Source organism: Streptomyces sp. NPDC017246 (assembly GCF_044331325.1).
GTDB lineage: Bacteria > Actinomycetota > Actinomycetes > Streptomycetales > Streptomycetaceae > Streptomyces.
The window spans coordinates 47721-61863 of sequence record NZ_JBIRMW010000016.1; the positions used below are offsets into that span (position 1 = coordinate 47721).

A 14143-nucleotide genomic window follows, 5' to 3' on the forward strand; every position below is an offset into this window, starting at 1 on the left:
CGACACTCCGCCTGTGTGTTTCGTATCGCGGAAGATCAGAAGGCGTCGGTCGGGACGTAGGTGCCCCAGACCTCGCGCAGCGCGTCGCAGACCTCACCGACCGTGGCCCGTGCCTTGAGCGCGTCCTTCATCGGGTACAGGACGTTGTCCGTGCCCCCGGCCGCCTTCTTCAGCTCCACGAGCGCCGCGTCCACGGCCCGCTGGTCCCGCTCGGCCCGCAGCCTCGTGAGGCGTTCGGCCTGCTGGGCCTCGATCGCCGGGTCGACGCGGAGCGGCTCGTAGGGCTCCTCGACGTCGATCGTGTAGCGGTTGACGCCGACGACGACCCGCTCGCCGCTGTCGGTCTCCTGGGCGATCCGGTAGGCGGAGCGCTCGATCTCGCTCTTCTGGAAGCCGCGCTCGATCGCGTTGACCGCGCCGCCCATGTCCTCGACCCGGCCCATCAGCTCCAGGGCGGCGGCCTCGACGTCGTCGGTCATCCTCTCGACGACGTAGCTGCCGGCGAAGGGGTCGACGGTGGCGGTGACGTCCGTCTCGTAGGCGAGGACCTGCTGGGTGCGCAGGGCGAGGCGGGCGGACTTGTCCGTCGGCAGGGCGATGGCCTCGTCGAAGGAGTTGGTGTGCAGCGACTGCGTGCCGCCGAGGACGGCCGCGAGGCCCTGGACGGCGACGCGCACCAGGTTGACCTCGGGCTGCTGGGCGGTGAGCTGGACGCCCGCGGTCTGGGTGTGGAAGCGGAGCATCAGCGACTTGGGGTTCTTCGCGCCGAACTCCTCCTTCATGACCCGCGCCCAGATCCGGCGGGCGGCCCGGAACTTGGCGACCTCCTCCAGGATCGTCGTACGGGCCACGAAGAAGAAGGAGAGGCGGGGCGCGAAGTCGTCCACGTCCATGCCGGCGGCGACGGCGGTCCGCACGTACTCGATGCCGTCGGCGAGGGTGAACGCGATCTCCTGCGCGGGCGAGGCACCGGCCTCGGCCATGTGGTAGCCGGAGATCGAGATGGTGTTCCACTTGGGGATCTCGGCCCGGCAGTACTTGAAGATGTCCGCGATCAGCCGCAGCGAGGGCTTCGGCGGGAAGATGTACGTGCCCCGCGCGATGTACTCCTTCAGCACGTCGTTCTGGATCGTGCCGGTCAGCCGGTCGGCCGGGACGCCCTGCTCCTCGCCGACGAGCTGGTAGAGCAGGAGCAGCAGGGCGCCGGGGGCGTTGATGGTCATCGAGGTGGAGACCTTGTCCAGCGGGATGCCGTCGAACAGGATCCGCATGTCGTCGATCGAGTCGATCGCGACGCCGACCTTGCCGACCTCGCCGGAGGAGATCGGGGCGTCGGAGTCGTGGCCCATCTGCGTCGGCAGGTCGAAGGCGACGGAGAGGCCCATCGTGCCGTTGGCGATGAGCTGCTTGTAGCGGGCGTTGGACTCCACGGCGGTGCCGAAGCCAGCGTACTGGCGCATGGTCCAGGGCCGGCCGGTGTACATGGACGGGTACACACCACGGGTGAAGGGGTACGCACCCGGCTCGCCCAGCTTCTCGGCGGGGTCCCACCCGTCCAGGGCGTCCGGTCCGTAGACCGGCTCGACGGGCAGCCCCGACTCCGACTCGCGCGCCATTGGTTGTGCCTCCCGATACCTGTTGCTCAGCAGTACGGACCTTCGTCGCCCAGCGGTGAGGACCTCGTTACTCGGCGGTACCGACCCCTCGCGACGGACTGTAGCGGCGGGTGTCCGGAGGATGGAGAGCAGCACGCTGGGACCTTCCTCACAGCATGCGCGGATCGTGACCTTCGCGCGCAACCGCACACGCGCGGGAAGCATCCCTACGTACACACACACGTCTCGGGGGGGCAACAATGAAGCGGTCTTCTTCCGTCATACGCAGAGCGGTACTCGCAGCGGCCTCGGTGGCTCTCGCCGCCGGCTGTACGGCCCAGGCGGCCGGGGGCACGGGTACCTCCGCGAATCCGACGAAGGCGCCGTCGAGCGGCTCCTCCGCACCGGCCGCGACCGGTTCCCCCACCGATGCTCCGACCGAGGACGGCAAGGCACCGTCGCCCTCGGCCACGACGGCGGCGCCCAGCGAGACTTCCACCGGGGCGCCGAAGCCCGCGGCCCTGATGGGCGACGGGGACGAGAGCGAGCAGGTCCGCGAGCTGCAGGCCCGGCTGCGGCAGCTCGGCCACTTCGACCGGGCGCCCACCGGTTTCTACGGGACGATGACGGCCGGCTCGGTGAAGGCCTTCCAGCGGAAGCAGGGCCTGCCCCGGACGGGCTCGGTCGACGGGGCGACCTGGCAGCAGCTGCTCGGCGCGAGCCGGAAGCCGACCGCCGACGAGCTGAAGCCCTCCACCACCAACCAGTTGGACACCCCCGACGCCCGGTGCATGACCGGCCGGGTGCTGTGCGTCAGCAAGGAGAGCCGGACCCTCGCCTGGATGATCGACGGCAAGGTCGTCTCGGCCATGGACGTCCGCTTCGGCTCGGAGAACACCCCGACCCGGGAGGGCATCTTCACCGTCGAGCGCAAGGTCCGTCAGGACTGGTCGCGGCTCTACCACACGCCGATGCCGCTCTCGATGTACTTCAGCCGCGGCCAGGCGGTGCACTACTCGGCGGACTTCGCGGCCCGCGGCTACAACGGGGCCTCGCACGGCTGCGTCAACGTCCGGGACAAGGCCAAGCTCACGGCGCTCTTCGACCAGGTGAAGGTCGGCGACAAGGTCGTCGTCCACTGGTGATCCACCGGCGATCCGCCTGGCGCCCCGGAGGGGGACGACCGGGAGGAGAGAGGGCGCGGGTGGGACCGGGGGAACGTGTCCCACCCGCGCCGGGTGCGCGGAGCCGTAGGTACGGGGGGAACCCCGGCTCACTGCGCGGCCGATGACCAGTCGGCTCACTCAGTACTGCGCCGACGGGTCGAGAAGTGTTACACCGGGAGCGGAACGCGGGTGGTGACGGCGATCCCGAGGGGGAACGCGACCTCGGTGGAGAGCCGGGCGGCCGCGCGGACGGAGTCCACCGCCGAGGAGCGGGTCAGGTCGCGGCGGTCACTGTCGCCGGTGCCGGTGCCGGTGCGCGGGAAGTCCAGGTCGCCGTCGCTCCCGTCCCCGGGGAGACCGTCGCCCGTGGGGTCGCCGTCGGAGTCGCCTTCGGCCCCGCCCTTTCCGCTGTCCTTGTTCCCGTCCTGGGGTGCTCCCGTGGCGGTGCCGAGGATCCGGTCGCAGTAGCGGCGCAGGGTCTCGCCGTCGCGCAGGGTGCGGGTGAGCCCCTTGCGGGTCGTGGCGTCGAGCTTGCCCGCGCGGTACGCCTGGCAGGCCTTGACGGCCTTCTCCCGGAGGGTCGTAGCGCCCGGGTCGCCGCCCGTACCGTCGGGTTCCTTCTCCGGGCCGCCCGTGGACGTACCCGTGCCGGCCGTGCTCCTGCCCGGCGTCCGGGTGCCCGGCTCCGAGGTGCCCGTGCCGTTCCCGTCCGGACCGCCGGTGGGCGGGGCCGTGGTGCCGCCGCTCGCCGAGGGGGACACACCGGGCGTGCCGCCGGAGTCGCCGCCCGGTTCGGTCGGGGACGCCTCGGGCTCCTCGCGTATGCCGGACTCCTCCGAGACGAGCGGTGCGACGGTCTCCCCCGCCGTGACGGAGCTGGCGGGCGCGGGACCCACGATCGGCAGCACACCCGTTCCCGCGGCGACGGCGACCCCTCCGACGGTGACGGCGGCGACCGCGGCGGCGAGTCCGTACCGCACGGAGCGTCCCCAGCGGCGGCGCGGGGCGGCGCCGGCCGCGAGCCGCACCCGGCCGAGTTCGGCGTGTTCGGTGCGGCCGGCGGCGGTCGTCGTCACCGCGGCGGAGGCCCGCTCGGCGGTGGCCTTCCGGAAGGCGGCGAGCGCGGCGGCCTCGCCGGGCAGTTCGGTGCGCGCGGCCGGGACGACGGCGGGCGGACGGGCCGCGTCGAGGGCTCCGGCGAGTCGCTCGGCCTGGGAACGCGCGCGGTCGTCGGCGGCGTCGACCGGCTCGCCGCGGAGCAGCCGCTCCGCGGCCTCCTGGTCGAGCCACTGGTACCGCTCGTCGGCCATCACATGTCCTTCTGCGTACGCGGACGCGAATGCGTCACACCGCCGGGGGTCACGGACCCCGGCCCGCGCCCGCGTTGCGGAGGCACACCGTCCAGGGGGACGACGGCCTCGCCGGTGTCGTCGGGACCGGCCGTCCCGCCGTCGGCACCGAGGAGTTCGGCGAGCCTCTTGAGGCCGCGATGGGCGGCGGTGCGTACGGCGCCGGGGCGTTTGCCCAGGGTGTCGGCGGCGCTCTTGGCGTCCAGGCCGACGACGACGCGCAGGACGACGGCCTCGGCCTGGTCCTGGGGGAGCTGGGAGATCAGTTGCATGGTGTGGCCGGTGGCCAGCGCCTCCAGGGCTTCGCCCGCGGTGTCGGACGCGGCGGGCTTGTCGGTGAGTTCGGTCTCGTCGGCGCCGACGGCGGGGCGCCTGCCGCGCATCCGGACGTGGTCGAGGGCGCGGTTGCGGGCGATCCGGGCCGCCCAGCCGCGGAAGCGGTCCGCGTCGCCGTCGAAGCGGTCGAGGTCGCGGGCGATCTGGAGCCAGGCCTCCGAGGCGACGTCCTCCGCCTCGGTGTCACCGACCAGTGTGCGTATGTAGCCGAGCAACCGTGGATGCACGGCGCGATACACAGTACGGAACGCGTTCTCGTTCCCGTCCTGCGCAGCGAGCACCGCGGCCGTCAGCTCCGCGTCGTCCCCCAGCACTCCCCAAACCCTGTTCGTCGGTCGCGTCGTCGCTTCATCGCGGCTGGTCACCGCCGCCACGCTGCCTCGCGCACCTGCACGCTACGTCGTGTCGCGGCGCCGCGTCCACGCGATCCGGGGTCTTTGTACAACTTGCAACCTTCGGGCGCCGGTACGGGGCCGCCGCCGGCGGGGCCGCGGCGCGAGGGGGCGGTGCGAGGGGGCGGCGCGGTCACGGTGCGACAGGCCGCCCGGTCATGGCCCGAGGGGCCGCGCGGTGACACGTGAGGGGCCGCGCTGCCGCGGTGTGACAGAAACCGCACTCCCGGCGCTGAATGGAGTACGGAGCCGTGCTGCGGCTCCGTGGACGACGGCCGGGGTCTCTCCTGTGGGGGGTGGCGACCCCGGCCGTCTCCCTTTTCCGCCTCCTTCCTCCCTTTTCCCCTCCCGCCAGAGTGTCAACCAATGGTTGACAGTGGAGAGGTGTCAACCTAGGGTTGCCTCATGACGAATCCAGTCGGTCTGCACATCCCTGTCCGCCTCGACGAGCTCATCGAATCGATCAAGAAGGTCCACCCCGACGCCCTGGATCAGCTCTCGGGCGCGGTCATCGCGGCGGACCACCTCGGCGATGTCGCCGACCACCTCATCGGCCACTTCGTGGACCAGGCCCGCCGCTCCGGCGCCTCCTGGACCGACATCGGCCGCAGCATGGGCGTCACCCGCCAGGCGGCCCAGAAGCGGTTCGTGCCCAAGGACCCGGACGCGGAGAAGATGGACCCCAGCGCGGGCTTCGGCCGCTTCACCCCCCGGGCGCGGAACGTGATCGTCTCCTCCCAGAACGAGGCCAAGGCCGCCGGGAACGACGAGATCGGCACCGCCCACCTGGCGCTCGGCCTGCTCGCCGAGCCCGAGGGGCTCGCCGTGCGCTGGATCGCCTCCCAGGGCGTGTCCGCGGAACAGGTCCGCGAGGCCCTCACGGCGACCCTGCCTGCGGCCGCCGCCGAGGTGCCGGCGCTCGTCCCGTACGACGCGGCGGCGAAGAAGGTCCTGGAGCTGACGTTCCGCGAGGCGCTGCGCCTCGGGCACAACTACGTCGGCACCGAACACGTCCTCCTCGCGCTCCTGGAGCACGAGGACGGTACGGGCGCACTGAGCGGCCTCGGCCTCGACAAGACCACGGCGGAGCGGCAGATCGCCGAGGCGATCGCCTCGGCGACGATCGAGGCACCGGCCGACGCGCAGAGCGGGCCGTCGGCCGGACCGTCGGCCGACGCGCCGGAGCAGGGGGCCTGAGCGACGGGCCTCAGGCGGTGCGGGCCCGGCGCGAGACGACCGCGCGCAGCACCCGGCCGCCCTCGACGGAGAGTTCACGGGCCCGGCGCAGACCGGTCGGGCCGTGGGCGACCGTTTCGAGGACGGCCTGCTGCCGGCGGAGCTCCCCGGCGAGCAGCGGGCCCGCGCCGTCCGCGTCCCCGGCCCGGCAGCGCTCGACGAGTCCGTCGGGCACGTCGGCCGCGTCGTACCGGCCGTGCAGGGCGAGGGCGGTGCCGGAGCAGGCGCCGGCCCAGGCGCGCAGGGCCTCGGCAGTCCAGGCGGCCGGGGCCTCCGCCAGCATTGCGCGTACGGCCCGGGCCTCCTCGGTGCCGTCGGCGTCGTGCGTGACGTCCAGTTCGACGCGGGCCTTGGCGACGGCCTCGCTCCAGGCCGCGCCGTCGCCGCGCGCGACGGCCGCCCACACGGGGCGCAGGACGTCGCCCCGGTCGCCGGCGAGCAGCGGGAGGCAGCGGTCGAGGCAGGCGAGACCGGCCGCGGCCAGACCTCGCTCGTCGGCCCCGTCGATCAGTTCCAGCAGGTTCCGGCCGGTCGCCGATGCCATGGACGCCTCCTTGCCACCCGATGCGGACTCACTACGTCCACTACTGCGCCGAGGGGCGCTATTTCGTCACCGTGCGGCCGGAATCATGCCAGTGGCCTTGGCGTGCTGCATAGAGGTGAGACGCCGCACGAAGAGGATCGCGAGGACGGCGGCGACGAGGTCGACGACGCTCCACGCCATGAGCAGTCCGGCGCCCGCCTCGAACTCATCGGCCCGGTCGGCGTCGTCGTACACGGCGCCCGCGAACTCGCCGAGGAACACGGAGGCGACCCAGAACGCCCACCACCAGTTGAGCAGGGCGGTCGACTCCCCCTTGCCGTCGCCGTACGGGTCCCGCCGGCTCGCCCGCCAGGTGCCGGCCGCCACGCTCCGCGGCCACCAGAGGTTGGCGACCGGCACGAACCAGGCGCCGATGGCCCAGCCGGGGCCGCCGCGGTGAAGGTCGGGCGCGAAGACCCCGGCGTTCCGCCTGACCCGGAAGAACCAGACGATGAAGACGACCATGGTCGGCAGCAGCACCACCGACTGGACCCACGAGGCGGTGTCGACGCCCGGGTGCGAGAACCCGGCCGCGTCCGTGCCGTCGGCCATCAGGAGCCGCACCCGGAACGACGAGAGGAACAGGAACACGTCCACCAGGGCCGTCGACCCGAGCAGCGCCACCACGGCGTACGACAGACCAACAGGATTGCGGAGCATGACGGTGCGGACCCCCCGAGGACGAGCGGCGCCCCTCCCCGAGGCGCCGGGGCGACCGCTCGGCCGCCGCGCCGGGGACCGTACGCGATCCGGCGGCACCACGTCCACAGAGAAACCGCAGGTCAGCCGCGCACCTTTACCGCCAGCGCCCTGAACTGCTCCCAGGTCGGCGTCGGTGTCCGCGCGTCCCACAGCTTCTGCGCCGTCGCCGTCAGCGGCATCCGGATCCCGTCCGCCACCTGCGCCTGCGTCTGCGCGCGCGACAGGTCGCACCAGACCGCGAACCGGCCGCCCAGGATCTGCGGGGCGTACCGCGCCGGCACCGGCGTCGTGCCGCGCAGGACCAGCGGCGTCCACTGCTCGTAGATCCGGCGGCCGGTGGGGTACGTGAACTGGTTCGGCTCGCCGAGGACGTAGTAGAGGAACTCGTCGTTGAGGTTCACGACCTTGCGGCCCTCCGCCAGGTACTCCGCGGGCGGGCGGGCGCCGATCTCCTTGCCCGTCCAGTACTCGACCTCGATGCGCCGGTCGGCGTTGACGACCCCGCCGCGGAAGAAGCCGTCGTTCCAGGCCTTGGCCGTCTTCCCGGCCGCGCGTACGACGGCGGCGCGGTCGTTCAGCCAGCCCTCCGCCAGGTCCTGGACGCCCGCCTGGGGCCCGTACTTCTGCCGGGCCGCCGCGGCGAGCTGCGGGTAGGAGGCGGCCGGGCTGCGGACGGTCAGCGCCTGGTACTCGTCGGCGCCGACGTGGAACCAGCCACCGGGGAAGAGGGCGGAGTACTCGCGCAGCAGCTCGTCCACGATCCGCGCCGAGGCCGGCTTGGAGATGTCGATGGCACCCTGCCGCGGGGTCCCCTGGACGTTGCGCAGCTGGAGATCCGGGTGGGCGCGCAGGACGGCGCCGAGGTGTCCGGGCGAGTCGATCTCGGGGACGACGGTGATGTGCAGGGTCTGGGCGAGGGCGAGGATCCGGCGCACCTCGGCCTTGCTGAGGTGCTGGGCGGAGACGATCTCGGGGTGGCTGTCCGAGGCGATCCGGAAGCCCTGGTCGTCGGAGAAGTGCAGACCGAACTGGTTGAGCTTGAGGTCGGCCATCTCGCGGAGCCGGGCCTCGATCCAGTCCACGGTGAAGAACTTGCGGGCGATGTCGACGTTCAGTCCGCGCTGGGGCTTCGCGGGCGCGTCGGTGACGACGCCCTCGGGCATCGCGCCGGAGCCCTTCACCGACTGCTTGAGGGTGCGGGTGCCGTAGAAGACGCCGGCCTCGTCGGGGCCGCTGATCCGGACCCGGTCGTCGCGGACGGTCAGGGTGTACGACTCGGGGGCGCCGGTCCCGCCCAGGGCCAGCTCGACGTCCCCGGGTCCGGCGGCGGCGGCGCCGCGGTACGGGATGCCGAGTTCCCCGGCGAGGAGTCTGCCCTCGTCGGCGAGGCCCGCGCTGTTCGCGGCGACGACGACTCCGCCGGTGGGCGCGGGCTTCCAGCCGGGGCCGCGGGCGGCCTCGTGGCCGCGCACGGCGGGGATGGTCCGGGGTGCGGTGGAGAGCGGGTAGGTCCGGGTCGGGGTGGGTGTCGGGCTGGGCGGCGCGCTGGTGGGCACGGCGCTCGCGGACGTCCCGGAGGAGGAGGGCGGGGCCGACCCGGACGGAGAGCCGTTCGAGCAGGCCGCCACGGTGACCAGTGCCACCGCGGTCGCCAGAAGAGCGGAGCCCCGGCGGGGCCCCCGTATGGAGTACCGCATCATTCGGAATCCTCCCGTACGTCGGCCGGTCCGGCCAATCGGGGGACGGGCCGGGGGACGGGCCGGGGCGAAAGGGAAGGCCGACCGGAATCCGATCGTCCATCACATGTTCCGAAACTCTCCCTTCCGGGTGAAATTCGCGCATCCGTCGGACACTTCCCTCGTCCCGTCGATAACGTTGTGTCACACCCACCCCATCGCGCCCGTCCCCGCGCGCGACAGCCCCACCCGTCCCGGAGTACCGGAGCCCACGCTGACCAGCGACACTCATGTCCCCTGCCGCAAGCCGGGCTCCACGGACACGCCTGCCATACCGGCCCAGAACCAGGGCCCCTCCGTCCGCGGGCTCGCGGGCTTCAACGCCGCCTCGCCCGCCGAGGCCGAGGCCCTGCTCCTCTCCTGCTGCCACAGCCACCGCTGGGCCGAACGGGTGGCCGCGCACCGCCCGTACCCGACCGTGGAGGCCCTGCTCGCCGCCGCCGACGAGGCCGGGTACGACCTGTCCCGCGCCGATCTCGACGGCGCCCTGGCCGCCGAGTCCTCGGCCCTGCCGCACCCCGACGCGCCGCCGGCGGCGCGGACCGCGCTGCGGGCCGCCCACGCCGCGTACGAGAGCAGCTTCGGACACGCGTTCGTGATCAGCCTCGACGGAGTAAGCCCCGGGGAGCGGCTGGACCAGGTTTTGGCAGGCATCCGGTCACGTCTCGGCAACGAAGCGGAGGAGGAGCGGGTGATCGCCGCCGACGAACTGAGGCGGCTCGCGCGCGCCCGGCTCGCGTTCCGGCTCGCCGAGACGCTCACACCCCGACACTCCGCACCGTGATTCCGTCCGGAATGCGGCGATTCCGGTCTGTGTCATAGGCCGTCCGTGCCTGTTTGATCACACCTATGGACCCCGCGCAAACGAACCGACAAGTCGTCGCTACGATGACCGGGGCCGGTGGACCGTACCCGGCCGGGTCAGACCGACACTGAAGCCGGCCGACCCCGATCCCCGCTCCCGGAGGGTTTTTCCGTGCCGGCTGGAACGCTGTACCGCGGCCGGGAAGGAATGTGGAGCTGGGTGGCTCATCGAGTCACCGGCGTCCTCATCTTCTTCTTCCTGTTCGTACACGTGCTGGACACCGCTCTCGTCCGCGTCTCTCCCGAGGCGTACGACGAGGTCGTCGCGACCTACAAGACGCCGATCGTCGCTCTCCTCGAGTACGGCCTCGTCGCTGCCATCCTCTTCCACGCGCTGAACGGTCTCCGTGTCATCGCCGTGGACTTCTGGTCCAAGGGCCCGCGCTACCAGAAGCAGATGCTCTGGACCGTCGTGGGCATCTGGGTCGTCCTGATGGCGGGCTCGCTGTACCCCGTCCTCGGCCATGCCGCACGTGAACTGTTCGGGAGCTGACGCCAGACATGTCTGCTGACACCACCTCCGCCGCGATCGGCCCCGTCGAGGGCGGCGCCCAGTACGACGTGGACAACCCCGCGCCGTACATCGAGGCCCCCCGCAAGCGCACGGGCAAGACCCCGCGCGCGACCCGCGGCAACTTCGAGATGGCCGCCTGGCTCTTCATGCGCCTCTCCGGCGTGGTCCTCGTGGTCCTGGTCCTCGGCCACCTGCTGATCCAGCTCTTCCTGGACGGCGGCGTCTCCAAGATCGGCTTCGCCTTCGTGGCCGGCCGCTGGGCGTCCCCGTTCTGGCAGGTCTGGGACCTGCTGATGCTCTGGCTCGCCATGCTGCACGGCGCCAACGGCCTCCGTACCGTCATCAACGACTACGCGGAGCGGGCCAACACGCGCCTGTGGCTCAAGGGCCTGCTGTACACCGCCACGGTGTTCACCATCCTTCTGGGCACGCTGGTGATCTTCACCTTCGACCCGAACATCCGCTAGGCACGGGGCTGAGGTAATCCACGTCATGAAGATCCACAAGTACGACACCGTCATCGTCGGCGCCGGTGGCGCCGGCATGCGCGCCGCCATCGAGTCGACGAAGCGCAGCCGCACCGCCGTGCTGACGAAGCTCTACCCCACCCGCTCCCACACGGGCGCCGCGCAGGGCGGCATGGCCGCCGCGCTGGCGAACGTGGAGGAGGACAACTGGGAGTGGCACACCTTCGACACGGTCAAGGGCGGTGACTACCTGGTCGACCAGGACGCCGCCGAGATCCTGGCGAAGGAGGCCATCGACGCCGTCCTCGACCTGGAGAAGATGGGCCTGCCGTTCAACCGGACCCCGAACGGCACCATCGACCAGCGCCGCTTCGGCGGTCACTCCCGCAACCACGGCGAGGCCCCGGTCCGCCGGTCCTGCTACGCCGCGGACCGCACCGGCCACATGATCCTCCAGACGCTGTACCAGAACTGCGTCAAGGAGGGTGTGGAGTTCTTCAACGAGTTCTACGTCCTGGACCAGCTCATCGTCGAGGTCGACGGTGTGAAGCACTCCGCGGGCGTCGTCGCCTACGAGCTGGCCACCGGCGAGATCCACATCTTCCAGGCCAAGGCCGTGATCTACGCGTCCGGCGGCACCGGCAAGTTCTTCAAGGTGACCTCCAACGCGCACACCCTGACCGGTGACGGCCAGGCCGCCTGCTACCGCCGCGGCCTGCCCCTGGAGGACATGGAGTTCTTCCAGTTCCACCCGACGGGCATCTGGCGCATGGGCATCCTGCTGACGGAGGGCGCCCGCGGTGAGGGCGGCATCCTCCGCAACAAGGACGGCGAGCGCTTCATGGAGAAGTACGCGCCGGTCATGAAGGACCTCGCGTCCCGTGACGTCGTCTCCCGCTCCATCTACACGGAGATCCGCGAGGGCCGCGGCTGCGGTCCCGAGGGCGACCACGTCTACCTGGACCTGACGCACCTCCCGCCGGAGCAGCTCGACGCCAAGCTCCCGGACATCACCGAGTTCGCCCGTACGTACCTCGGCATCGAGCCGTACACGGACCCGATCCCGATCCAGCCCACCGCGCACTACGCCATGGGCGGCATCCCGACCAACGTCGAGGGTGAGGTCCTCTCGGACAACACCACCGTCGTCCCGGGCCTGTACGCGGCCGGCGAGGTCGCCTGCGTGTCGGTGCACGGCGCCAACCGCCTCGGCACCAACTCGCTGCTCGACATCAACGTCTTCGGCAAGCGCTCCGGCATCGCCGCGGCCGAGTACTCCGCCAAGCACGACTACGTCGAGCTGCCGGAGAACCCGGAGGCGCTCGTCGTCTCGACGATCGAGAAGCTCCGCAACTCCACGGGCAGCGAGCGGGTGGCCGACATCCGCCGCGAGCTCCAGGAGACGATGGACGCCAACGTGATGGTGTTCCGTACGGAGCAGACCATCAAGACGGCCGTCGAGAAGATCGCCGAGCTGCGCGAGCGCTACGAGAACGTGTCCATCCAGGACAAGGGCAAGCGCTTCAACACGGACCTCCTGGAGGCCATCGAGCTGGGCAACCTGCTCGAACTGGCCGAGGTCATGGCCGTCTCGGCCCTGGCGCGCAAGGAGTCCCGCGGCGGTCACTACCGCGAGGACTACCCCAACCGCGACGACGTCAACTTCATGCGTCACACCATGGCGTACCGCGAGGTCGGCGAGGACGGCTCCGAGACCGTCCGTCTCGACTACAAGCCGGTCGTGACGACCCGCTACCAGCCGATGGAGCGTAAGTACTGATGGCTACCCCCGTACTGGACAAGGTCGAGGCGGAGTCCGCCGCCTCCCCGTACATCACGGTCACGATGCGGATCCGCCGCTTCAACCCCGAGATCTCGGACGCCTCGGTCTGGGAAGACTTCCAGATCGAGATCGACCCGAAGGAGCGCGTCCTCGACGCCCTCCACAAGATCAAGTGGGACGTCGACGGCACGCTGACCTTCCGCCGCTCGTGCGCGCACGGCATCTGCGGCTCGGACGCGATGCGGATCAACGGCAAGAACAGGCTCGCCTGCAAGACGCTGATCAAGGACCTCAACCCCGACAAGCCGATCACGGTCGAGGCCATCAAGGGCCTCACGGTGCTGAAGGACCTTGTCGTCGACATGGAGCCCTTCTTCCAGGCGTACCGGGACGTCATGCCGTTCCTGGTCACCAAGGGCAACGAGCCGACGCGCGAGCGCCTGCAGACCGCCGAGGACCGTGAGCGCTTCGACGACACCACCAAGTGCATCCTGTGCGCCGCGTGCACGTCGTCCTGCCCGGTCTTCTGGAACGACGGCCAGTACTTCGGTCCGGCCGCGATCGTCAACGCGCACCGCTTCATCTTCGACTCGCGTGACGAGGCGGGCGAGCAGCGCCTGGAGATCCTGAACGACAAGGACGGCGTGTGGCGTTGCCGCACCACGTTCAACTGCACGGACGCCTGCCCGCGTGGCATCGAGGTCACCAAGGCGATCCAGGAAGTGAAGCGTGCGCTGATCACGCGTCGCTTCTGACGGACGGTTCGGTGTCCCGGCCCGCTTCTGTACGCTGCGGCGTGCAGGAGCGGGCTTTTTCTTTTGTGGAGGACGGGGACTGATGAGCGAGCCGAACCCTTACAAGGCGGAGGACTACGAGTGGGGCCCGGGCCGGCAGCAGCCCGGTACGCCGGGGCAGCCGGCCTACGGCTACCCGCACACCCCGGCGTACCAGCCGACCCTGCCGGAAGGGGTGCCGGTTCCGCCGCAGCACCTGCCGGGGCCGCCTCAGGGCCCCATGGGCGCGGGCGCCCCGCTGCTCAGCCTGGGTGACATCACCGTGGTCGGCGACCAGATCATCACGCCGGCCGGGCCGATGCCCCTCAAGGGCGCCGTGTGGAACGCGATGGACATGTCGCGGACCGAGGAGAAGATGCCCACGGTCGCCGTCGTGCTGGCCGTCATCTTCTTCGTCTTCTGCCTGCTGGGCCTGCTGTTCCTGCTCATGAAGGAGAAGCAGACCACCGGCTTCATCCAGGTCACGGTGACCAGCGGCGGCAGGCACCACGCCACGATGATCCCGGCGCGGGGCCCGGACACCATCCACTGGGTGATGGGGCAGCTCAACTACGCGCGCTCGCTGAGCATGTGACCGTTCGCCGTACGGCGGTGGGTGCGTGCGTTCGTCCGAGGGACCCAGGGGC

The 14143-nt window shown here is 71.3% G+C and carries 14 protein-coding genes; 8 read left to right on the plus strand and 6 right to left on the minus strand.

Going from position 1 to position 14143, the window contains the following annotated elements; all coding sequences use genetic code 11:
* Positions 1-35 precede the first annotated feature (35 nt).
* Positions 36-1616 (minus strand): methylmalonyl-CoA mutase, encoded by a 1581-nt coding sequence (locus tag ACH4MY_RS30425; RefSeq protein ID WP_398006937.1) that lies wholly within the window; start codon positions 1614-1616, stop codon positions 36-38.
* Between the two features lie 239 nt (positions 1617-1855).
* On the opposite strand from ACH4MY_RS30425, the gene ACH4MY_RS30430 reads away from it, so the two are divergent.
* Complete coding sequence (locus ACH4MY_RS30430; RefSeq protein ID WP_398006938.1) at positions 1856-2740, plus strand: L,D-transpeptidase family protein; 885 nt, start codon at positions 1856-1858, stop codon at positions 2738-2740.
* Positions 2741-2928: 188 nt separating this feature from the next.
* Here the strand turns inward: ACH4MY_RS30430 and ACH4MY_RS30435 are convergent, their stop codons facing one another.
* Both ACH4MY_RS30435 and ACH4MY_RS30440 read right to left on the minus strand, forming a co-directional pair.
* A complete protein-coding gene (locus ACH4MY_RS30435) occupies positions 2929-4071 on the minus strand; it encodes a hypothetical protein (RefSeq protein ID WP_398006939.1) in 1143 nt (380 codons plus the stop codon).
* Positions 4071-4760 carry an RNA polymerase sigma factor gene (locus ACH4MY_RS30440; RefSeq protein WP_398006940.1) on the minus strand — a complete coding sequence of 230 codons (690 nt, stop codon included), beginning with the start codon at positions 4758-4760 and terminating at the stop codon, positions 4071-4073. The genes ACH4MY_RS30435 and ACH4MY_RS30440 overlap by 1 nt, the downstream gene beginning before the upstream one ends.
* A gap of 483 nt (positions 4761-5243) precedes the next feature.
* Here ACH4MY_RS30440 and ACH4MY_RS30445 point away from each other — a divergent pair, with 483 nt between their 5' ends.
* Positions 5244-6035: a Clp protease N-terminal domain-containing protein gene (locus ACH4MY_RS30445; RefSeq protein ID WP_398006941.1), complete on the plus strand. Its 792-nt coding sequence runs from the start codon at positions 5244-5246 to the stop codon at positions 6033-6035.
* 10 nt (positions 6036-6045) lie between these two features.
* Here the strand turns inward: ACH4MY_RS30445 and ACH4MY_RS30450 are convergent, their stop codons facing one another.
* From ACH4MY_RS30450 to ACH4MY_RS30460, 3 genes are all read right to left on the minus strand, one after another.
* Positions 6046-6618 (minus strand): hypothetical protein, encoded by a 573-nt coding sequence (locus ACH4MY_RS30450; protein ID WP_398006942.1) that lies wholly within the window; start codon positions 6616-6618, stop codon positions 6046-6048.
* A gap of 66 nt (positions 6619-6684) precedes the next feature.
* Positions 6685-7317 (minus strand): DUF4328 domain-containing protein, encoded by a 633-nt coding sequence (locus ACH4MY_RS30455; RefSeq protein WP_398006943.1) that lies wholly within the window; start codon positions 7315-7317, stop codon positions 6685-6687.
* Positions 7318-7439: 122 nt separating this feature from the next.
* Positions 7440-9059 (minus strand): glycoside hydrolase family 20 protein, encoded by a 1620-nt coding sequence (locus ACH4MY_RS30460; protein ID WP_398006944.1) that lies wholly within the window; start codon positions 9057-9059, stop codon positions 7440-7442.
* 250 nt (positions 9060-9309) lie between these two features.
* Here ACH4MY_RS30460 and ACH4MY_RS30465 point away from each other — a divergent pair, with 250 nt between their 5' ends.
* From ACH4MY_RS30465 to ACH4MY_RS30490, 6 genes are all read left to right on the plus strand, one after another.
* Positions 9310-9879: a 2-oxo-4-hydroxy-4-carboxy-5-ureidoimidazoline decarboxylase gene (locus ACH4MY_RS30465; RefSeq protein WP_398007103.1), complete on the plus strand. Its 570-nt coding sequence runs from the start codon at positions 9310-9312 to the stop codon at positions 9877-9879.
* A 192-nt stretch (positions 9880-10071) separates the two neighbouring features.
* The gene (gene sdhC / locus ACH4MY_RS30470) at positions 10072-10452 is read left to right on the plus strand and encodes a succinate dehydrogenase, cytochrome b556 subunit (protein ID WP_015035721.1); all 381 of its coding nucleotides are present in this window, start codon (positions 10072-10074) and stop codon (positions 10450-10452) included.
* Positions 10453-10460: 8 nt separating this feature from the next.
* On the plus strand, positions 10461-10940 hold the full coding sequence (locus ACH4MY_RS30475) for a succinate dehydrogenase hydrophobic membrane anchor subunit (RefSeq protein WP_398006945.1): 480 nt from the start codon (positions 10461-10463) through the stop codon (positions 10938-10940).
* Between the two features lie 25 nt (positions 10941-10965).
* Positions 10966-12720, plus strand: coding sequence for a succinate dehydrogenase flavoprotein subunit (sdhA, locus tag ACH4MY_RS30480; protein WP_398006946.1), 1755 nt, complete (start codon positions 10966-10968; stop codon positions 12718-12720).
* Complete coding sequence (locus ACH4MY_RS30485; protein WP_267045435.1) at positions 12720-13478, plus strand: succinate dehydrogenase iron-sulfur subunit; 759 nt, start codon at positions 12720-12722, stop codon at positions 13476-13478. Before sdhA ends, ACH4MY_RS30485 begins: the two co-directional genes overlap by 1 nt.
* Before the next feature lie 82 nt (positions 13479-13560).
* On the plus strand, positions 13561-14091 hold the full coding sequence (locus ACH4MY_RS30490; protein ID WP_398006948.1) for a hypothetical protein: 531 nt from the start codon (positions 13561-13563) through the stop codon (positions 14089-14091).
* Positions 14092-14143: the final 52 nt, after the last annotated feature.

Bases quoted from the DNA above. Each gene is read 5' to 3' on its own strand.
- ACH4MY_RS30425 (WP_398006937.1), bottom strand. From the start codon at position 1,616: ATGGCGCGCGAGTCGGAGTCGGGGCTGCCCGTCGAGCCGGTCTACGGA.
- ACH4MY_RS30430 (WP_398006938.1), top strand. From the start codon at position 1,856: ATGAAGCGGTCTTCTTCCGTCATACGCAGAGCGGTACTCGCAGCGGCC.
- ACH4MY_RS30435 (WP_398006939.1), bottom strand. From the start codon at position 4,071: ATGGCCGACGAGCGGTACCAGTGGCTCGACCAGGAGGCCGCGGAGCGG.
- ACH4MY_RS30445 (WP_398006941.1), top strand. From the start codon at position 5,244: ATGACGAATCCAGTCGGTCTGCACATCCCTGTCCGCCTCGACGAGCTC.
- ACH4MY_RS30450 (WP_398006942.1), bottom strand. From the start codon at position 6,618: ATGGCATCGGCGACCGGCCGGAACCTGCTGGAACTGATCGACGGGGCC.
- ACH4MY_RS30455 (WP_398006943.1), bottom strand. From the start codon at position 7,317: ATGCTCCGCAATCCTGTTGGTCTGTCGTACGCCGTGGTGGCGCTGCTC.
- ACH4MY_RS30460 (WP_398006944.1), bottom strand. From the start codon at position 9,059: ATGATGCGGTACTCCATACGGGGGCCCCGCCGGGGCTCCGCTCTTCTG.
- ACH4MY_RS30475 (WP_398006945.1), top strand. From the start codon at position 10,461: ATGTCTGCTGACACCACCTCCGCCGCGATCGGCCCCGTCGAGGGCGGC.
- sdhA (WP_398006946.1), top strand. From the start codon at position 10,966: ATGAAGATCCACAAGTACGACACCGTCATCGTCGGCGCCGGTGGCGCC.
- ACH4MY_RS30485 (WP_267045435.1), top strand. From the start codon at position 12,720: ATGGCTACCCCCGTACTGGACAAGGTCGAGGCGGAGTCCGCCGCCTCC.
- ACH4MY_RS30490 (WP_398006948.1), top strand. From the start codon at position 13,561: ATGAGCGAGCCGAACCCTTACAAGGCGGAGGACTACGAGTGGGGCCCG.